18 protein-coding genes and 3 tRNA genes are annotated in these 19,215 nt (G+C 69.1%); 11 read left to right on the plus strand and 10 right to left on the minus strand.

Annotated features, from left to right (window positions below):
• Positions 1 to 66 precede the first annotated feature (66 nt).
• The gene (locus WD026_RS07225) at positions 67 to 2,292 is read left to right on the plus strand and encodes a RelA/SpoT family protein (RefSeq protein ID WP_425722942.1); all 2,226 of its coding nucleotides are present in this window, start codon (positions 67 to 69) and stop codon (positions 2,290 to 2,292) included.
• Positions 2,293 to 2,300: 8 nt separating this feature from the next.
• On the opposite strand, the gene greB is transcribed toward WD026_RS07225, so the two are convergent.
• The 4 genes from greB to hrcA all read right to left on the minus strand — a co-directional run bounded on the left by greB (position 2,301) and on the right by hrcA (position 4,220).
• The gene (greB, locus tag WD026_RS07230) at positions 2,301 to 2,858 is read right to left on the minus strand and encodes a transcription elongation factor GreB (protein ID WP_425722943.1); all 558 of its coding nucleotides are present in this window, start codon (positions 2,856 to 2,858) and stop codon (positions 2,301 to 2,303) included.
• A gap of 74 nt (positions 2,859 to 2,932) precedes the next feature.
• Positions 2,933 to 3,009, minus strand: a tRNA-Arg gene (locus WD026_RS07235).
• A gap of 89 nt (positions 3,010 to 3,098) precedes the next feature.
• A tRNA-Ile gene (locus WD026_RS07240) sits at positions 3,099 to 3,175 on the minus strand.
• 22 nt (positions 3,176 to 3,197) lie between these two features.
• Positions 3,198 to 4,220 (minus strand): heat-inducible transcriptional repressor HrcA, encoded by a 1,023-nt coding sequence (hrcA, locus tag WD026_RS07245; RefSeq protein ID WP_425722944.1) that lies wholly within the window; start codon positions 4,218 to 4,220, stop codon positions 3,198 to 3,200.
• A 63-nt stretch (positions 4,221 to 4,283) separates the two neighbouring features.
• On the opposite strand from hrcA, the gene WD026_RS07250 reads away from it, so the two are divergent.
• From WD026_RS07250 to rapZ, 3 genes are read left to right on the plus strand one after another with little or no spacing between them, the layout of a single operon-like run.
• On the plus strand, positions 4,284 to 5,201 hold the full coding sequence (locus tag WD026_RS07250; protein ID WP_425722945.1) for an NAD kinase: 918 nt from the start codon (positions 4,284 to 4,286) through the stop codon (positions 5,199 to 5,201).
• 58 nt (positions 5,202 to 5,259) lie between these two features.
• On the plus strand, positions 5,260 to 6,903 hold the full coding sequence (gene recN, locus WD026_RS07255) for a DNA repair protein RecN (protein ID WP_425722946.1): 1,644 nt from the start codon (positions 5,260 to 5,262) through the stop codon (positions 6,901 to 6,903).
• Positions 6,900 to 7,811 carry an RNase adapter RapZ gene (gene rapZ / locus WD026_RS07260; RefSeq protein ID WP_425722947.1) on the plus strand — a complete coding sequence of 304 codons (912 nt, stop codon included), beginning with the start codon at positions 6,900 to 6,902 and terminating at the stop codon, positions 7,809 to 7,811. Before recN ends, rapZ begins: the two co-directional genes overlap by 4 nt.
• Before the next feature lie 19 nt (positions 7,812 to 7,830).
• Here the strand turns inward: rapZ and mutY are convergent, their stop codons facing one another.
• From mutY to mutM, 3 genes are all read right to left on the minus strand, one after another.
• The gene (gene mutY / locus WD026_RS07265; RefSeq protein ID WP_425722948.1) at positions 7,831 to 8,928 is read right to left on the minus strand and encodes an A/G-specific adenine glycosylase; all 1,098 of its coding nucleotides are present in this window, start codon (positions 8,926 to 8,928) and stop codon (positions 7,831 to 7,833) included.
• Positions 8,925 to 10,868, minus strand: coding sequence for a dynamin family protein (locus WD026_RS07270; protein ID WP_425722949.1), 1,944 nt, complete (start codon positions 10,866 to 10,868; stop codon positions 8,925 to 8,927). Before WD026_RS07270 ends, mutY begins: the two co-directional genes overlap by 4 nt.
• Positions 10,869 to 10,959: 91 nt before the next feature.
• On the minus strand, positions 10,960 to 11,775 hold the full coding sequence (gene mutM / locus WD026_RS07275) for a bifunctional DNA-formamidopyrimidine glycosylase/DNA-(apurinic or apyrimidinic site) lyase (protein ID WP_425722950.1): 816 nt from the start codon (positions 11,773 to 11,775) through the stop codon (positions 10,960 to 10,962).
• Between the two features lie 91 nt (positions 11,776 to 11,866).
• Between mutM and WD026_RS07280 the strand changes: the two genes are divergently transcribed.
• From WD026_RS07280 to pth, 7 genes are all read left to right on the plus strand, one after another.
• Positions 11,867 to 13,669, plus strand: a complete 1,803-nt coding sequence (locus tag WD026_RS07280; RefSeq protein ID WP_425722951.1) for a tetratricopeptide repeat protein — start codon at positions 11,867 to 11,869, stop codon at positions 13,667 to 13,669.
• The gene (locus tag WD026_RS07285; RefSeq protein WP_425722952.1) at positions 13,666 to 14,157 is read left to right on the plus strand and encodes a lipoprotein insertase outer membrane protein LolB; all 492 of its coding nucleotides are present in this window, start codon (positions 13,666 to 13,668) and stop codon (positions 14,155 to 14,157) included. The genes WD026_RS07280 and WD026_RS07285 overlap by 4 nt, the downstream gene beginning before the upstream one ends.
• A gap of 23 nt (positions 14,158 to 14,180) precedes the next feature.
• Positions 14,181 to 15,071: a 4-(cytidine 5'-diphospho)-2-C-methyl-D-erythritol kinase gene (gene ispE, locus WD026_RS07290; RefSeq protein ID WP_425723216.1), complete on the plus strand. Its 891-nt coding sequence runs from the start codon at positions 14,181 to 14,183 to the stop codon at positions 15,069 to 15,071.
• A gap of 88 nt (positions 15,072 to 15,159) precedes the next feature.
• Positions 15,160 to 15,236 (plus strand) — tRNA-Gln (locus WD026_RS07295).
• An 89-nt stretch (positions 15,237 to 15,325) separates the two neighbouring features.
• Positions 15,326 to 16,300 (plus strand): ribose-phosphate pyrophosphokinase, encoded by a 975-nt coding sequence (locus WD026_RS07300; protein ID WP_425722953.1) that lies wholly within the window; start codon positions 15,326 to 15,328, stop codon positions 16,298 to 16,300.
• A gap of 87 nt (positions 16,301 to 16,387) precedes the next feature.
• Entirely contained in the window at positions 16,388 to 17,008 is a 621-nt protein-coding gene (locus WD026_RS07305) for a 50S ribosomal protein L25/general stress protein Ctc (RefSeq protein ID WP_425722954.1), read from the plus strand.
• Between the two features lie 145 nt (positions 17,009 to 17,153).
• Complete coding sequence (gene pth, locus WD026_RS07310; RefSeq protein ID WP_425722955.1) at positions 17,154 to 17,819, plus strand: aminoacyl-tRNA hydrolase; 666 nt, start codon at positions 17,154 to 17,156, stop codon at positions 17,817 to 17,819.
• Here the strand turns inward: pth and WD026_RS07315 are convergent.
• Genes WD026_RS07315 through rsmD form a run of 3 tightly spaced genes read right to left on the minus strand, consistent with a single transcriptional unit; the run spans position 17,759 to position 19,212 of the window.
• Entirely contained in the window at positions 17,759 to 18,067 is a 309-nt protein-coding gene (locus WD026_RS07315) for a YfhL family 4Fe-4S dicluster ferredoxin (protein WP_425722956.1), read from the minus strand. The genes pth and WD026_RS07315 overlap by 61 nt on opposite strands.
• Positions 18,068 to 18,077: 10 nt before the next feature.
• Positions 18,078 to 18,584, minus strand: coding sequence for a pantetheine-phosphate adenylyltransferase (coaD, locus tag WD026_RS07320; protein WP_425722957.1), 507 nt, complete (start codon positions 18,582 to 18,584; stop codon positions 18,078 to 18,080).
• A 7-nt stretch (positions 18,585 to 18,591) separates the two neighbouring features.
• Positions 18,592 to 19,212 carry a 16S rRNA (guanine(966)-N(2))-methyltransferase RsmD gene (gene rsmD, locus WD026_RS07325; protein WP_425722958.1) on the minus strand — a complete coding sequence of 207 codons (621 nt, stop codon included), beginning with the start codon at positions 19,210 to 19,212 and terminating at the stop codon, positions 18,592 to 18,594.
• Positions 19,213 to 19,215: the final 3 nt, after the last annotated feature.

The following is a 19,215-nucleotide window of genomic DNA, read 5'->3' on the forward strand; positions in this document are numbered from 1 at the left end:
CGACTGCGCCGGCATTGCATCTCACGCTACAGTATCGGGATGATGTCAGACACCCCGACAGGGGTCATGCCCTCCCCGATTGCACGGCCGGCCGAGAGCGCGGCGGCCGCGAGTTTTGCTGCGCTGCTGGGCAAGCTCGACTACCTGGGCGCCGCCGACATCGAGAGCATCCGCCAGGCCTACCGCTTTGCCGACGAGGCCCACCTGGGCCAGCTGCGCAAGAACGGCGATCCCTACATCACCCACCCGATTGCGGTGGCCGCCCAGTGCGCCGAGTGGAAGCTCGACGCCCAGGCCCTCATGGCCGCCCTCATGCACGACGCCATCGAGGATTGCGGCGTGACCAAGCAGGAGCTGGTGGAGCGCTTCGGCGCACCGGTGGCCGACATCGTGGACGGCCTGACCAAGCTGGAGAAGCTGGAGTTCGACACCCGCGAGCAGAACCAGGCGGAATCCTTCCGCAAGATGCTGCTGGCCATGGCCAAGGATGTGCGGGTCATCCTCATCAAGCTGGCCGACCGCACCCACAACATGCGGACCATGGGCGACATGCCGCGCAGCAAGTGGCAGCGCATCAGCAGCGAGACGCTGGAGATCTATGCGCCGATTGCCCACCGCCTGGGCCTGAACTTCACCTACCGCGAGCTGCAGGACCTGGCCTTCCGCTTCCTCAAGCCCTGGCGCTACGAGGTGCTGTCCAAGGCCCTGAACAAATCGCGCACCCGCCGCCGCGACCTGATCAGCCGGGTGCAGCGCGAGGTGGAAGCCGCCTTCGCCCGCGAGGGCATGCAGGTGCGCATCATGGGGCGCGAGAAGACGCTCTATTCGGTCTACCGCAAGATGGACAGCAAGCACCTGTCGTTCTCGCAGGTCACCGACATCTACGGCTTCCGCATCATCGTGCCCGAGCTGACCGACTGCTACACCGCACTCGGCACCCTGCACCAGCTCTACAAGCCGCTGCCCGGCAAGTTCCGCGACTACGTGGCCATCCCCAAGGTCAACGGCTACCAGTCGCTGCACACCACGCTGATCGGGCCGTTCGGCACCAACATCGAATTCCAGCTGCGCACCCATGCCATGGACGTGGTGGCCGAGTCCGGCGTGGCGGCCCACTGGCTCTACAAGGCCAGCGAGCCCAACAGCGACATGTCGCAGCGCCTGGGCACGCAGTGGCTGCAGTCGCTGCTGGACATCCAGCAGGAAACGCACGACGCCAGCGAGTTCTGGGACCACATCAAGATCGACCTGTTCCCGGACGCGGTCTATGTGTTCACGCCCAAGAGCAAGATCATGGCCCTGCCGCGCGGCGCCACGGTGATGGACTTTGCCTACGCCATCCACAGCGACGTGGGCAACCGCACCGTGTCGGCCCGCATCAATGGCGAGGAGCGCCCGCTGCGCACCGAGCTGTCCAACGGCGACGTGGTGGAGGTCATCACCGACGAGAAGGCCCAGCCCAACCCGGCCTGGCTGTCGTTCGTGAAGACCGGGCGCGCCCGTTCCAAGATCCGCCACCACCTCAAGACCGTGGCGCAGGAGCATTCGCTGGAACTGGGCGAACGCATGCTGGGGCAGGCGCTGCGCTCCGAGGGCATCGCCCAGCTGCCGGCGGCCGACGGCGAACACGCCGCCACCTGGGACAAGCTGCTGCGCTTCACCGGCAACCGCACGCGCGAAGAGCTGCTCTCCGACATCGGCATGGGCAAACGCATTGCCAGCATGGTGGGCAAGAAGCTGGCCGTGCTGCTGAGCGAGACCGGCGTCAAGCCCGACACGGTGCTCATCAGCACCGAGCGTTATGCCACCGGCCAGGAAGACAGCCTGGCCCACGGCGTGGTCACGCTGGACGGCAGCGAGGGCCTGTCGGTCCAGTACGCCAGCTGCTGCAAACCCATCCCGGGCGACCGCATCGTGGGCTACCTGGGTCGCGGCGAAGGCCTGGTGGTGCACGCCGAAGACTGCGGCGTGGCGCGCCGGCTGCGCGCGCGCGACGCCGAGCGCTTCCTCGAAGTGGAATGGGCCGACGAGCCGGTGCGCGCGTTCGACACCACCGTGGTGGTGACCGTCACCAACGGCAAGGGCGTGCTGGCCCGCGTGGCCGCGGCCATCGCATCGGCCGAAGGCGACATCACCCATGTGGACATGGGCGACGAGCCGGCCCAGACCGCCACCGACATCCGCTTCTCGGTGGCGGTGCGTGACCGCCAGCACCTGGCCGACGTGCTGCGCAGCCTCAAGCGCACGCCCTCGGTCATCAAGGCCCAGCGCTTCAAGCCGGCCAAGACCTGAGCGCCGGCTCAGGCGGGTGCGGGGTAGCGGACGTCGAGCACTTCGAGCTCCTGCAGTCCGCCGGGCACGGCCAGCTTCACCACGTCACCCACACGCGCCTTGATGAGAGCGCGTGCCACCGGCGAGATCCAGCTGATCTGCCCGCTGGCGCTGTCGGCCTCGTCCACGCCCATGATGGTCACCGTGGTCTCTTGGCCCTGTTCGTCGGCATAGGTGACGGTGGCGCCGAAGAACACCTGGTCGTTGCCGTGGTGCAGCGAGGGATCGACCACCTCGGCGATCTCCAGCCGGCGGGTCAGGAAACGGATGCGGCGGTCGATCTCGCGCAGGCGCTTCTTGCCGTAGAGGTAGTCGCCGTTCTCGGAGCGGTCGCCATTGCTGGCCGCCCAGTGCACGATCTCCACGATCTTCGGCCGCTCCTCGTCCATGAGCTGGAACAGCTCGGCGCGCAGCCGGTCGTAGCCGGGTCGGGTGATGTAGTTCTTGCCACCCGGCGGCAGCGGCGGCAGGCCGCCGGCTTCGTCATCGTCGTCCTGATCGGACTCTTTGGTGAAGGCTTTGCTCATGGAAGGACGGGCATGAACACGATCAACACAGGCAAGAAAAAAGCCTGCAGCTTGTGGCTGCAGGCTTTTTGTAGTGGCGCGGCTGGCAGGATTCGAACCCACGACCCCTTGGTTCGTAGCCAAGTACTCTATCCAACTGAGCTACAGCCGCGAAGCCTTGAAGTATAGCAGCATTTTTGGTGGTTTCGCAAATCGAGACGCGAAACCTGCTGCACGAACACCCCGCATGACGGAGCGGGTTGGTAGGCCGTGTTGGACTTGAACCAACGACCAAGGGATTATGAGTCCCCTGCTCTGACCAACTGAGCTAACGGCCCGAAAGCGGCGGATTGTAGGCGGTTACTTGCCGTGGCTCAGGGCGTTGCTGACCAGCTTGGCGGTCACGTCCACGATCTGGATCATGCGGTCGTAGGGCATGCGCTGCGGGCCGATGACGCCCAGTGTGCCGACCACCTGGCCGTCCACTTCGTAGGGCGCGGTCACGACCGACAGGTCCTCGTAGGGCACCACCTGGCTCTCGCCGCCGATGTAGATGCGCACCCCGTCGGCCTGGGCCGACACATCGAGCAGGCGCACCAGCTGGGTCTTCTGCTCGAACAGGTCGAACAGCCGGCGCAGGTTGCCCATGTCGCTGGAGAACTCGGACACCGACAGCAGGTTGCGTTCGCCGGCCACCACCACCTCGTCCTGACCGGATTCCGGCTCGGCGCCGATGTCGACGGCAGCCTTCATCAGATCGGCGATCTCGCCGCGCAGGGCGTCCAGCTCGGTCTTGAGACGTTCACGCACCGCCTCCATGGTGAGGCCGGCGTAGTGGGCGTTGAGGAAGTTGGCCGCCTCCAGCAGCTGCGACTGGCTGAAGTTGACCTGGGTATGGATGATGCGGTTCTGCACGTCGCCATCGGGCGAGACGATGATGACCAGCACCCGCCGCTCCGACAGGCTCAGGAATTCGATGTGGCGGAACACCGATGTCCGCCGCGGCGCCATGACCACCCCCACGAACTGCGACAGGTTGGACAGCAGGTTGGCCGCATGGCTGATCACGCGGTGCGGCTGGCTGGGGTCGATGTTGGGCGCGGTGATGTCGGGCACCGGCGCCACCAGGCTCTCGCGGCGCACCGTGAGCATGGTGTCCACAAACAGCCGGTAACCGCGCGCGGTGGGAATGCGACCGGCCGAGGTGTGCGGACTGGCGATCAGGCCCAGCTCCTCCAGGTCGCTCATGACGTTGCGGATGGTCGCCGGCGAGAGGTCCATGCCGGTGGCCTTGGCCAGGGTGCGGGAGCCCACGGGCTGGCCGTCGGCGATGTACCGCTCCACCAGGGCCTTGAGCAACAACTTGGCGCGATCGTCGAGCATGGGCGGGATTTTACGGACGGGCGCCGCCCCTGGGGCGCCACATCCCTATGTTGTAATTTGCCCATGCCCTCGCCTGCCCCGTCCCGCCCCGCTGCCAGCCGGCCGCGCCGCCCGCTGCGCTTTGCCCATGTGGTGATCGTCGGCAAGTACCACGCACCGGGGTCGCGCAAGGCGGTGGACGAGATCGCGCACTTCCTGCAGGACGAGGGCTGCGTGGTGTCGCTGGAAGAGCAGACCGCGCTCAACACCGGTCTGAGCAACTTTCCGGCCCTCAGCGTGGCCGCCATCGGCGCGCAGTGCGATCTGGCCCTGGTGGTCGGCGGCGACGGCACCATGCTGGGCATCGGCCGGCAGCTGGCCCGCCACGGCGTGCCGCTGGTGGGCATCAACCAGGGGCGGCTGGGCTTCATCACCGACATCGCCTTCGAGGACTACCGGGATTCGCTGCGCGCCATCCTGCACGGCAACTTCGAGGAAGACTCGCGCGCCTTGATGGCCGCCAGCGTCTGGCGCGACGGCCGCTGCGTGTTCGAGGCCACGGCGCTCAACGATGTGGTGGTCAACCGGGGCGGCGTGGCCAGCATGATCGAGCTGCGGGTGGAGGTGGACGGGCATTTCGTGGCCAACCAGCGCGCCGACGGCCTGATCATCGCGTCGTCCACCGGCTCCACCGCCTACGCGCTGTCGGCCGGCGGGCCACTGCTGCACCCGGGCATCGGCGGCTGGGTGATGGTGCCGATTGCGCCGCACACCCTGTCCAACCGGCCGGTGGTGCTGCCCTACACCTGCGAGATCGCGGTGGAGATCGTCTCCGGCCGCGACGCCAGCGCCAACTTCGACATGCAGTCGCTCACCAGTCTGCTGCACGGCGACCGCATCGTGGTGCGCAAGTCGGAACATGCGCTTCGCCTGCTCCATCCGTCGGGCTGGAGCTACTTCGACACCCTGCGCAAGAAACTCCACTGGAACGAAGGGGGCTGAGCCTGCACGACAATGGCGGTTTGCGACCTGTTGCAGCCCCACCGTCACTCGCCCCACCATGAGCCTTCGACGCATCGCCCTGCGGGATTTCGTCATCGTGCAAAGCCTGGATCTGGACCTGTCGTCCGGCTTCAGCGTGCTCACCGGTGAGACCGGCGCGGGCAAGTCCATCCTGATCGACGCACTGCAGCTGGCCCTGGGCAGCCGGGCCGACGCCGGCGTGGTGCGCGAAGGCGCGCAGCGCTGCGAAGTGGCCGCCGAGTTCGACTGCCCCCCGGCCCTGGCGCCCTGGCTGGACGAGCAGGGCTTTGCCACCGACGACACCCTGCTGCTGCGCCGCACGGTGGACACCGAAGGCCGCAGCCGCGCCTGGATCAATGGCAGCGCCGCCACCGCCACCCAGCTGCGCGCCGTGGCCGACCACCTGGTGGACATCCACGGCCAGCACGCCTGGCAAAGCCTGACCCGGTCGGACGCCGTGCGCGACCTGCTCGATGCCTATGCCGGCACCGACACCACCCCGGTGCGCCAGGCCTGGCAGGGCTGGCGCCAGCACCGCAAGGCACTCGATGCCGCCCGCGAACAACAGGCCAGCCTGCAGCAGGACGCCGAACGCCTGCAGTGGCAGATCGCCGAACTCGACAAGCTCTCGCCCGGTGCGGACGAATGGGCCGAGCTCAATGCCCAGCATGCGCGGCTGGCCAACGCGCAGTCGCTCATCGATGCCACCGCGCTGGCGGTGCAGGTGCTGGACGAAGACGACGGCAGCGCCGCCACGCTCATCAGCCGCGCGGTGTCGGCACTGCAAGGGCTGGTGGCGGTGGAGCCGCGTTTTGCCGCACCGCTGGAATCGCTGGAAGCCGCGCTGGCCCAGGTGCAGGACTCGGTGCACGAGCTGCACCAGCTGCAGCGCCACACCGACCTCGACCCCGCCCGCCTGGCCGTGCTGGACGAGCGCCTGGGCCAGTGGGTGTCGCTGGCGCGCCGCTACCGCCGCCCGCCCGAAGAACTGGCCGCCCTGCACGCGCAGTGGAAGACTGAGCTGGCCGGCCTGGACGCCGCGCTGGACCTGGACACCCTGCAGGCCACCGAGCGCGCCGCCTGGAAAGCATTCGAGGCCGCTGCCCGGAAAGTCAGCCAGACCCGCGAGAAGGCCGCGCCGCGCCTGTCCGAGGCAGTGACCGCCACCATGCAGACGCTGGGCATGCAGGGCGGCCGTTTCGAGGTGGGTCTGTCGCGCCTGGAAGAAGCCCAGGCCCACGGCTGGGAGGCGGTGGAGTTCCGCGTGGCCGGCCACGCAGGCGCCACGCCACGCCCGGTGGGCAAGGTGGCCTCGGGCGGCGAACTCTCCCGCATCGCGCTGGCCCTGTCGGTGGTGACCAGCCAGCTGGGCCAGGCCCCCACGCTGATCTTCGACGAGGTGGATTCCGGCGTCGGCGGCGCGGTGGCCCACACCGTGGGCCGGCTGCTGCAGCAACTGGGCCGCGACCGCCAGGTGCTGGCCGTGACCCACCTGCCCCAGGTGGCCGCCTGCGCCCACCACCACCTGCAGGTCAGCAAGCAGCGCCAGGGTCAGCAGACGCTGAGCACGGTGCAGCCCATCGACCACGAGGCCCGCGTGCGCGAGCTCGCCCGCATGCTCGGCGGCGGCGAGTCGTCCGACATTTCGCTGGCGCATGCGCGCGAGCTGCTGGGCGCATGAACACCACCACCACGCCCCGCCAGCTGGTGCTCATCACCGGCATGTCCGGCTCCGGCAAGTCGGTGGCGCTGGCCGCGCTGGAAGACCTGGGCTTCTATTGCGTGGACAACCTGCCGCCCGAGCTGCTGGCCGCCTTCATGGAGCTGGAGCAGAACCGGCAGGCCCGCCGCGTGGCCGTGGCCATGGACGTGCGCAGTGCCGACGCCCTGCCCGGCCTGCCGAGCAAGCTCCAGAACCTGCGGCAGCGGCAGGACCGGCCGCTGCAGGTCACCTCCATCTTTCTGGATGCCACCACCGACACGCTGGTGCGGCGCTTCTCGGAAACGCGCCGTGCGCATCCGCTGTCGGTGCGGCAGCGGGCCGACGGCGATGCCCAGAACGCGCTGATCGAAGCCATCGAGCGCGAACGCGAACTGCTGGCCGAACTGCGCGAACAGTCGCTGGTGCTCGACACCAGCCTGGCGCGGCCGCTGCAACTGCGCCAGGAGCTGCAGGACCTGGTCGGCCCCGAGGCGCGGCCGCTCACGCTGGTGTTCGAGTCGTTTGCCTTCAAGCGCGGCATTCCCATGGACGCCGATTTCGTGTTCGACGTGCGCATGCTGCCCAACCCGCATTACGAACCCGAGCTCAAGCCGCTGACCGGCCGCGACGCGCCGGTGGCCGAGTACCTGCAGGCGCAGGAAGAGGTGCGGCGCATGCAGGCGCAGATCACCGACTTCCTGGAAGCCTGGCTGCCGTCCATGGTGCGCGACCACCGCAGCTATGTCACCGTGGCACTGGGCTGCACCGGGGGCCAGCACCGCTCGGTGTACCTGGCCGAACAACTCGCGCGGCACTTTGCCGGGCGGTGGACGCTGCGGGTGCGGCACCGCGAATCCGACCACTGGCCCCGCCCCGGCCAGGGCTGAGGCCCGGGCCGCTGCGCCCTCAGGCCTCCAGCCAGGGGCGCACCGGCGCCGGCAGGCCCACCGTGGCCAGCTGGTCGCGCCGCACCCATCGACCGGCATCGTCGCCGCAGGGCACGCCTGCATCGGCCGGCCAGTGCACCGCCACCGGGTGCAGCCGCAGCTCGCGGTGGGTCAGGGCGTGGGCCACGGCATCGCCCTCGTTCAGATGGTCGGCCAGGGCGGGCGGAACCGCCTCCACCAGCGCATCCCGGTTGTCGAACACCGGCGGGCAGAACAGCCCGGCCCAGATGCCGCGCTCCGGTCGCTTCTGCAGCCACAGCTCGGTGGAGCCATCGGCCGTCGGCCGTTCGATCAGCAGCAGCCACCAGGCCTCGAAGCGGCGCACCAGGCGGCGGGTGCGCACCGGGAACCGGGTCGGGTCGCCATGGCGCCGGCCCTCGCACCGGTCCTGCACCGGGCACAGGGCGCACGACGGGCGGGTGCGGGTGCACACGGTGGCGCCCAGGTCCATCAGGCCCTGGGTGTAGGCGGCCATGTCCTGGGCGTCGGCATCGGGCTGCACCAGGGCCTGGGCCAGGTCCCAGAGCTGGCGCTGGGGACCGGCCTGGGCCAGGTCGGCGTCGAAGGCCAGCAGGCGGGTGAGCACCCGCCGCACGTTGCCGTCCAGGATGGACACGCGTTCACCGAAACAGAACGACGCAATGGCCGCTGCGGTGGAGGCGCCGATGCCGGGCAAGGTGGCCAGATCGGCCGAACGCTGCGGGAATGCGCCGCCCCAGTCGTTCACGACGGCCTGGGCACAGCGGTGCAGGTTGCGGGCCCGGCTGTAGTAACCCAGGCCGCTCCACAGGGCCATGACATCGTCCACCGGCGCAGCGGCCAGCGAGGCCACATCGGGGAACCGCGCCAGAAAGCGCGGGTAGTACGACAGCACGGTCGACACCTGCGTCTGCTGCAGCATGATCTCGGAGAGCCACACGCGGTAGGGATCGCGCGTGCCCTGCCAGGGCAGGCCGTGGCGGCCTTCGCGCCGCTGCCAGGCGATCAGCGCCGGGGCGAACCCTTGCGGCAACCCTGCCGGCCATGCGACCGGCAGTGGCAGGTCCCCGCGGCTCATACCGACAGTGGCTCGGCGGTGTCTTCAGCCACCGGTGCGGTCAGCAGCTCGGTGAGTTCGGCCAGCTTGGCGTCCACCTGGGTGAGCGCGGCCTGCATGCCCTGCAGTTCGGTGATGCGCTCGTCCAGGCCGCCGGCGGCCTGCTGGATGCGCGAAACCGCCTCGATGCGCCGCGTGAAGTGCCGGCGGCGGTCGCGCAGCTGGCTGTCGAACTGGGCCGCTGCCGACTTGTTCCAGATCTCCACCTCGTTGACCGCGCTGTCGTACACCGTGCGCAGCCTGCTCATGAGGGCGCGGGCCAGGCGTTCGGCGAACTCGGGCTGGGCCAGGCGCAGGGCGTTGCCCAGGCTGAGGTACTGCAGGTGGCTCTTCTCGATCAGCACCAGCTCCTGGCCGAAACGGGCCAGATCGGGCGGCGTGGGCACCTGCAGCGAAAAACCGTATTCGGCATTCAGGCTGCGGAAGCTGCCGTCCAGCATGGCCTGGATGTCGGCCGCCATGCGCTGGGCCTTGTCCAGATCGGCCCGCAGGCGGCTGAAGGTGTCGTCGTAGGCGCGGCGCACGCCCAGCTTGATGCCGGGCGCCTTGAGTGCCTTGGCCAGGGCCGACACCTCGTTGCGCAGGTGGGTGGAACCCAGCAGGGCGAACAGGTCCTTGAGCAGGCGCAGGTGCACCGAACGCACCGCCTGGATGCGTGCGCCGCTGGCGTCGAACTCGGCCTGTTCCTGCTCGATGCGCAGCCGCATCTGCTTGATGACGCCGGCGTTCTTGCCGCGCAGGCCTTCGAGTTCCTGGATCTGTTCCACCAGGTCACGGGTGCGGGCATGCACCATGCGGCCGGTTTCCACCTGCAGCGAACGGATGCCGGCGGCCACCGCAGAAGACAGGATGCGGCGGCGCTGGGCCAGCAGGTCCTCGCCCAGGGCGTGCTCCAGCTCCAGCAGGTTGCTGGCGTCCAGCAGGTTGTCGTCGCCGTTGACCTTGGCCAGCAGCCCCTTCTGGGCCGACACCGCCAGCACCTGGCGGGGCGACACACCCAGGATCTCGGCCGAATCGACCCGCTGCGCCGCGATCTGCAGCTGCACCTGTTCGGTGGTGGACAGCGCGTCCCACAGGGTGTCGATCTTGTTGAGCACCACCAGGCGCGAGGCCGCATCGGCCGAGGCCACGGCCAGGTGCTGGCGCCAGATGGTGAGGTCGGACTTGGTCACCCCGGTGTCGGCCCCCAGGATGAACACCACCGCATGCGCCTGCGGCAGCAGGCTGACCGTGAGTTCGGGTTCGGCACCGATGGCGTTCAGACCCGGCGTGTCCAGAATGACCAGCCCCTGCTTGAGCAGCGGGTGCGCCATGTTGATGAGGGCGTGGCGCCACTTGGGCACCTCCACCAGGCCGTCGCTGCCGGGCAGGGGGTTGTCTTCGGGGGTCTCGTCGCTCCAGAAGCCCAGCGACCGGGCCTCGTCCTGCGACACCCGGCGCACCTCGGACACCTTCTGGATGGCCTTGGCCAGCTGCTTGGGGTCGTTCACGTCCAGGTCGACGCGTTCCCACTTCTCGGTGGCGGCGCGCCAGTCCAGCAGCGACTGCGGCTGCAGCCGGGTCTCGATCGGCAGCAGGCGCAGGCAGGGGGGAATCTCGGGGTCGTAGCCCAGTTCGGTGGGGCACATGGTGGTGCGCCCCGCGCTGGCCGGCATGATGCGGCGGCCATAGCCGGCGAAGAACATGGCATTGATCAGCTCGGACTTGCCGCGCGAGAACTCGGCCACGAAGGCCACCATGATCTTGTCGTTGCGGACCTGGGCATGGAGCTGGTCCAGCCGTTCGCGCACCCCGGGCTCCATCAGGTCGTTGTCGACCAGCCATTCGGACAGCAGCTTGAGACGCAGGGCAAACTGGCGGCGCCAGGCGCCATGCTGATCGAATTCCTGGATGAAGCTCATGGGTGTGGATGGGTCGCGGGCAGGCTGCGGATCAATATAGCACCCGATACCCGGCCGGGTGTGCGGCCCGCGCCCCCGGATCGACCGGCCGTCAGGGCTTCTGGCAGCCCGGGCAGAAAAAGGTGGAGCGCTGCCCCTGGCGGATCTGGCGGATGGCCGTGGCACACACGCGGCAGGGTTCGCCGGCCCGGCCATAGACCTGGGCATCGAGCTGGAAGTAGCCGCTCTGCCCCTCGGCGCTGGAGAAATCGCGCAAGGTACTGCCGCCCAGGGCCACCGCCTTGTGCAGCACCTGCACGATGGCGGCATGCAGCCGTGCGGCGCGCGGGCGGCTGATGCGGTCGGCCCGGGCGGTCGGCCGGATGCCCGCCATGAACAGCGCCTCCGACGCGTAGATGTTGCCCACCCCCACCACGATGTCGCCGGCCAGCAGCACCTGCTTGATGGCGGCGCGGCGCTGCTGCAGCGCCCGGTGGAAAACCACCGGATCGAAACCGGCTTCCAGCGGCTCCACGCCCAGGCCGTCCAGCAGCTTGCGGGCACGCGGGTCGGCCAGGTCGGGCACGCACACCACCGCCCCGAAACGGCGCGGGTCGTGCAGGCGCAGCAGGCCGCGGTCGGTGTGGAGCTCGAAGTGGTCGTGCGGTCCGGCGGGCGGCAGGTCGCCGGCGAACTGCAGGCTGCCCGACATGCCCAGGTGCAGCAGCAGCACCGCCGCGTCCAGGCGGACCAGCAGGTACTTGCCGCGCCGGTCCACGCCGTGCACCGTCTGGCCGCACAGCCCCGCCGGATCGGCCCCCAGGGGCCAGCGCAGCGGTTTGCCCATGCGCACCGAGCGCACCTGCGCACCGCTGATGCGCTGGGCAAAACTGCGTCGGGTGACTTCGACTTCGGGCAATTCGGGCATGCACGCACCTGGGCTGACACGGGCCGCCAGCCGCTCGGGGGGATGCCCGAGCGCCGCCGGGGGCCGGAAAGCCTTCCATTATCATGGGCCGATGACCCGTCGCTCCCCTGGCTCTGCCCCTGCACCGCGCCCCCAGCCACGCCTGCAGACCGCCCGTCAACGTTCATGGGCCGCCGCCCTGCTGCTGGCCCTGGGCAGCACGCCCGCGCTGGCCCAGACCGCCCCCGAAGCACCGCCGGAGCCGGTGGTCAATTCGTCGCTGAACGCGCCCCTGTTCTACCAGCTGCTGCTGGGCGAGATGAACGTGCGCGAAGGCGATCCGGGCGCCGGGTACTCGCTCATCCTGGACGCGGCCCGCCGCGCCAAGGACCCGCAGCTCTACCAGCGCGCGGTCGAGGTGGCGCTGCAGGCCCGTTCCGGCGACGCCGCACTGGCCGCAGCCCGCGCCTGGGCCCAGGAGCTGCCGGGTTCGCTGGAGGCCGACCGTTTCGTGCTGCAGATCCTGCTGGCCCTCAACCGGGTGAGCGAAACCGGACCGGTGCTGCGCGACCTGATCCGCGACACCCCGCTGGCCGAGCGCAGCGACACCCTCAACGCCATCCCCCAGACCTTTGCGCGGGTGCAGGACAAGGCCCTGGCCGCGTCCGTGGTGCGGGAGGCGGTCACGCCCTCGCTGACCCAGCCGGAAACCGCTGCCGCCGCCTGGACCACCGTGGGCCGCATGGAACTGGCACAGAACCGCAATGCCGCCGCGCTAGAAGCGGCCCGCCAGGGCCACTCGGCCGAGCCGGCATCGCCCTACCCCGCCCTGCTGGCGCTGGAACTGTTCGAGCGTGGCGAGAGCAATGCCGAGCCGCTGATCCTTCGCCAGATCAATGCCAGCAGCCGGCGCAGCGCCAACGACACCGCCGTGGCCCTGAACTACGCGCGGCTGCTGATCGACCTGCAGCGCAACGGCGATGCCCGCCGCGAGCTGGCGTCCCTCACCACCCGCCAGCCCGACGAAGCCGAGGCCTGGCTGCTGCTGGCCTCGGTGCAGCTGCAGGACAACGCCCTGGCCGAAGCCAAGGGTTCGGTGGGGCAGTTCCTGCGCCTGACCCAGGGCACCACCGACCCGCGCATGCGCCGCCTGCAGACCCAGGCCTTCCTGATGGCGGCCCAGGTGGCCGAAAAGCAGGGCGACATTGCAGGTGCCGGTGCCTGGCTGGACCGCATCGAGAACCCGGAAGACGTGATGGCCGCCCAGGTGCGCCGCGCCTCGCTGCTGGCCCGCCAGGGCCGCATGGCCGAGGGCCGCGCCCTGCTGCGCGCCCAGCCGGAACGCCGCCCCGGCGATGCCCGCCTGAAGCTGCTGGCCGAAGCCCAGCTGCTGCGCGACTTCAAGGCCTTCCGCGAGGCCTACGAGGTCTACGGTGAAGCCGTGAAGCGTTTCCCGGAAGACCCCGACCTGCTGTACGAACAGGCCATGGTGGCAGAGAAAGCCGAACGCATCGGCGACATGGAACGGCTGCTGCGCGAGCTGATCCGGCGCAAGCCGGACTTCCACCACGCCTACAACGCCCTGGGCTATTCGCTGGCCGACCGCAACCTGCGCCTGCCGGAAGCCAAGGCGCTGATCGAGAAGGCCGTGTCCATGGCACCGGACGATCCCTTCATCCAGGACAGCCTGGGCTGGGTCGAGTTCCGCCTGGGCAACCTGCCCCGCGCCATCGAGATCCTGAGTGCCGCCTACCGCAAGCGGCCGGACGCCGAGATCGCCGCCCACCTGGGCGAGGCGCTGTGGGTGGCCGGACGGCGGGACGAGGCGCGCAAGATCTGGCGCGAGGGCCTGATCACGGCGTCCGACAACGAGACGCTGCTCTCCACCCTGAAACGGTTGCAGGTCCAGCCATGAAGGCGCTCGGGCGCCGGCAGTGGCTGGCCGCGCTGGCACTGACGGCCGCGCTGGCCGGCTGTGCCACACCGCCCCGCCCCGCCGACGCCGGGCCGGATGTGTGGGTGGGCCGGCTGGCCCTGAAGGTGGACAGCACCCGCCCGCAATCGTTTGCCGCCGGCTTCGAGCTGCGCGGCTCGGCCACTGCCGGCGAACTGCTGCTCACTTCTCCGCTGGGCCAGACACTGGCCCAGGTGCTGTGGTCGCCGCAGGGCGCCGAACTGCGCCAGGGCGACCAGGTCACGCGGCGCGGCAGCCTGGACGAACTCACCACCGAACTCACCGGCACCGCCGTGCCGGTACAGGCCCTGTTCGACTGGTTGCGCGGCGCCAGCACCGAGGCCGCCGGCTGGCAGGCCGATCTGGCCGGCTTCGCCGATGGCCGCATCCAGGCCCAGCGCCGATCCCCGCAGCCCGCTGCCGAACTGCGCATCATCGTCCGCCCTTGAAAGCACCTTCCCTCACCCGGCTCATGGGCGTTCCGGCGCCGGCCAAGGTCAATCTCTTCCTGCATGTGACCGGCCGGCGTGACGACGGCTACCACCTGCTGCAGTCGGTGTTTGCACTGACCGACTGGTGCGACCGGCTGGACTTTGCCTGGCGGGACGACGGCCAGGTGATGCGCCACGACACCACGCCGGGCCTGCTGCCCGACAACGACCTGTGCGTGCGCGCCGCCCGTGCGCTGCAGGCCGCCACCGGCTGCACGCAGGGCGTGGACATCACGCTGGACAAGCACCTGCCGGCCGAGGCCGGCCTGGGCGGCGGCTCGTCCGATGCCGCTTCAACCCTGCTGGCCCTCAACCGGCTGTGGGACCTGCGGCTGACGCGCCGGGCGCTGATGGAGATCGGCGTGCAGCTGGGCGCCGACGTGCCGTTCTTCGTGGGCGGCCATTCGGCCTGGGTGGAAGGCATCGGCGAGCAGATCACGCCAATGCGGCTGCCTCCGGCCCGGTTGCTGCTGGTGAAGCCGCCCACCGGTGCTTCGACACAACGCATCTTCGGCTCGCCCGACCTCAAACGGGACACAAAAACTGCTATACTCCAAGGCTTTGCTGCAAACGACACACAAGACGGGGCGGCAAGTTGGCGAGTCGACCGGCTGGATGCACTTCTGGCCTGGGGACACAACGACCTGCAACCCGTTGCGCAAGCGCTCTGCCCGGATGTCGGGCACTGCATCGAATGGCTCCAGGGCCAGGGTCTGCAGGGGCGAATGAGTGGTTCGGGCACGGCGGTTTTCGCGGTGCTGCCGGAAGGATGGTCAGGGGTTTCGGTCCCGGCGCCTGTCGATTCCGGATGGATCACGCGGGTCTGCAGCATCAGGGATGTGCATCCCCTGGCCGGTTGGGCCGGCGACTGAAAGTCGCGGCAACAGCGGGCGCGGTGGTTGTGCAACCTGCGACAATATCGGTCTTCTGCCGGGCGCAAGCCAGACAGAGGTCCTGCGTAGGGGAGTCGCCAAGTTGGTAAAGGCACCGGATTTTGATTCCGGCATGCGAGGGTTCGAGTCCTTCCTCCCCTGCCAAACCTTTTCATCACGTTTGACGTGACCTCAGGCCGCCTGCAAGAACTGCAGGGCGGCTTTTTCATCGCCGAAGCGAAGCTGGGATCAACATGCAGATTCAACCCCCGGATTTCATGATCTTCACCGGCAACGCCAACCCGGTGCTGGCGGCCGAGATCGCCCAGCACCTGGGCACCCAGCTCGGTGCGGCCAACGTCGGCCGCTTCTCCGACGGCGAGGTCACGGTGGAGATCACCCAGAACGTGCGCGCCCGCCATGTGTTCGTGATCCAGTCCACCTGCGCACCCACCAACGAGAACCTGATGGAGCTGCTCATCATGGTGGACGCGCTCAAGCGCGCATCCGCCGAGCGCATCTCCGCGGTCATTCCCTACTTCGGCTACGCCCGCCAGGACCGCCGTCCGCGTTCCGCCCGCGTGCCGATCTCGGCCAAGGTGGTGGCCAACCTGCTGCAGACCGTGGGCGTGAACCGCGTCCTCACCATGGACCTGCACGCCGACCAGATCCAGGGTTTCTTCGACATCCCGGTCGACAACATCTACGCCTCGCCGGTGCTGCTGGGTGACCTGCGCACCAAGAACTACGAAGACCTGCTGGTGGTCTCGCCCGACGTGGGCGGCGTGGTTCGTGCCCGTGCGCTGGCCAAGCAGCTGGGCTGCGACATGGCCATCATCGACAAGCGCCGGCCCAAGGCCAACGTGTCGGAAGTGATGCACGTCATCGGCGACATCGAAGGCCGCAACTGCGTGATCATGGACGACATGATCGACACCGCCGGCACGCTGGTGAAAGCGGCCGAGGTGCTGAAAGAGCGCGGTGCCAAAAACGTCTACGCCTACTGCACCCACCCGATCTTCTCGGGCCCGGCCATCGAGCGCATCGCCAAGGGCAACGCCCTGGACGAGGTGGTCGTGACCAACACCATCCCCCTGTCGCAGTCCGCCCAGGCCTGCGGCAAGATCCGCCAGCTCTCCGTGGCGCCGCTGATGGCCGAGACCATCGCGCGCATCGCCTCGGGCGAGTCGGTCATGAGTTTGTTCGCCGATCAGGACAATCTGTTCTGAGGCGACAAAAAGCAGGCCATGCCGTGGGGTGTGGCCTTTTTCAACCCGAGGCGTTCTGGTCGCGGAACCCCTCAACAGGAGTCAGTCATGCAATTCGTCGCTTTTGAGCGCGCCAAGCAGGGTACGGGTGCGAGCCGCCGTCTGCGCAACACCGGTCGCGCGCCCGGTATCGTCTTTGGTGGCACCGCCCCGGCCGTCACCATCGAACTCGATCACAACGCCCTGTGGCACGCCCTGAAGAAAGAGGCGTTCCACTCGTCCATCCTGGACATGGAACTCGCCGGCACCGTGCACAAGGTCCTGCTGCGCGACGTCCAGTACCACCCGTACAAGCCGCAAGTCCTGCACGTGGACTTCCAGCGCGTCGACGAGAAGACCCGCCTGCGCAAGAAGGTGCCCCTGCACTTCGTGGGTGGTGAAGAGTCGCCGGCCGTCAAGAACGACAAGTGCCTGATCAACCACGTGATGACCGAGATCGAGATCGAGTGCCTGGCCACCCAGCTGCCCGAGCACATCACCATCGATCTGAGCAAGGTCGAAAAAGGCGCCACCATCCACACCGGCGACATCCAGCTGCCCAAGGGCATCAAGCTGGTGACCCATGGCCGCACCAACATCACCGTGGCCACCGTGGTGGAGCCGGTCGAGGAAGTGGTGGCCGCTCCGGTCGCTGCGCCGGCCGACGACAAGAAGAAAAAGAAGAAGTAAACAGGGGCCCCCACGCTCCGCCGCTTCGCGGGTCGCTGCCCCCCACGGGGGCGCGTTCCGGCTTGGGGCGGCCCGGCGCCGGAACCCTGCTCTTCGCTCACAAAGGCCCGCTCTCGCGGGCCTTTGTTTTGGATAATCGCGCCCCATGATCAAGCTCATCGTCGGCCTGGGCAACCCGGGCCCGGAATACGAACAGACCCGGCACAACGCCGGCTTCTGGTGGGTCGACGAGGCTGCGCGCCTGCTCAAGGTGTCGCTGCAGCTCGACCGCAGCCACGCCGGGCTGCTGGCCCGCGCCAACGTCGATGGCCAGACGGTCTGGCTGCTGGAGCCGCAGACCTTCATGAACCTCTCGGGCAAGTCGGTGGGCTCGCTGGCGCGCTTCTACAAGATCGCGCCCGAGGAGGTGCTGGTGGTGCACGACGAGCTCGACCTGCCGCCGGGCGAGGTCAAGCTCAAGAAGGGTGGCGGGCATGCCGGCCACAACGGGCTGCGCGACATCCATGCCCAGCTGGGCAGCCCCGACTACTGGCGCCTGCGCATCGGCATCGGCCACCCGGGCAACAAGAACGAAGTGGCGAACTGGGTGCTCAAGAAGCCGTCACCGGACGACCGCATTGCCATCGCTCAGGCGCTGGACCGCAGCCTGCGCGCCCTGCCCCACCTGCTGGCCGGCGCCATGGACCGGGCCACGCCCCTGATCCACACCAGCAAGCCCCCGCGGCCCAAGCCGCCACGGCCGACGCCGGCTCAGCCGGCCGACGCGGCCCCAGGTGCTGCGCCGGCATCACCGGCGGCCGACAAACCCTGACCGGCCTTCTGCAGCCGCTGGTACTTCTGCCACAGCGTCTCGCGGTTTTCCACATGGGCCGGGTTGACGGGGATGCAGGCCACCGGGCAGACCTGCACACACTGCGGCTCGTCGAAGTGGCCGACGCATTCGGTGCAGCGGGCCGGGTCGATCTCGTAGATCTCCTCGCCCATATAGATGGCCTGGTTGGGGCACTCGGGTTCGCAGACGTCGCAGTTGATGCACTCGTCGGTGATCATCAGGGCCATGGTCCGCTCCTCAGGCCTGCAGCGGCGAGGGCAGCAGCCGGCGGGCGACCGCCGGGCTGACCATCTGCGACACGTCGCCACCGAGCGTGGCGATCTCGCGCACCAGGGTGCTGGAGATGCACTGCAGCTCGGCCTGCGGCAGCAGGAAGACGGTTTCCACCCCGGGGTGCAGCTTGCGGTTCATGGCGGCCATCTGGGCCTCGTAATCGAAGTCGGTGAGGTTGCGGATGCCGCGCACCACGGCACAGGCGCCGTGCTGGCGGCAGAAGTCCATGATCAGCCCGTCGAACGGCAGGGCGCGCACGCGACCCGGCAGGCCGGCCGCTGCCTCTTCCACCATGGCCAGACGCTCGTCCAGACCGAAGCGGGTCTTCTTGTGGTGGGCGCGGGCCACCGCCACGATCAGCTCGTCGAACAGGCCGGCGGCCCGTTGCATCACGTCCTGGTGGCCCAGGGTGACCGGGTCGAAGGTGCCGCTGTACACGGCGGTGCGGCGAATGTGGGCGACAGAAGTCATCGCAAGATTATCCGCCCAGGGGCTCCAGCAGGTGAAAGGCCACGGCGCCAGCACGGGCGTGGCGATGGCGCTTCAGGCCCAGCGGCGCGAGTTCTTCGTCGGTCCAGTCGCGAGCGGCCTCCAGGTACACCAGGCCCTGCGGGCCGATGGCGGCGGCTGCGGCCTGCACCGCCGGCAGGAACAATGCCTCGGCCTCGAAAGGCGGATCCAGAAAGACCACATCCCAGCCCTGGCCGGCGCGCTGGCACAGGGCGCTCAGGCCATCGCCACGCTCGACGCGAACCGCGCTGGCCTTGAGCCGCTGGCTGGTGACCTGCAGCGATGCCACCAGTGCCGGTGCCTGCTCCACCAGCAGCACCTCGGCTGCTCCGCGCGAGGCGGCTTCCAGGCCCAGCGCGCCGGTGCCGGCAAAGGCGTCGATGCAGCGCAGGCCGGTCAGGTCCTGCCCCAGCCAGTTGAAGAGCGTCTCGCGCACCCGGGACGGCGTGGGACGCAGCCCGGGCAGATCGGCCACCGGCAGCTTGCTGCGTTTGAACAGGCCGCCCAGGATGCGCACCTCGTGCGGGGCCTGGGCGGTGGCGTAACGGGGTGTGGGCGCGCGGGGGCGGCCGGGAGATGACGAAGCCATCCC

Origin of the sequence: Hydrogenophaga sp. R2, assembly GCF_049843595.1 — a bacterium.
Taxonomy (GTDB): Bacteria; Pseudomonadota; Gammaproteobacteria; order Burkholderiales; family Burkholderiaceae_C; genus Hydrogenophaga.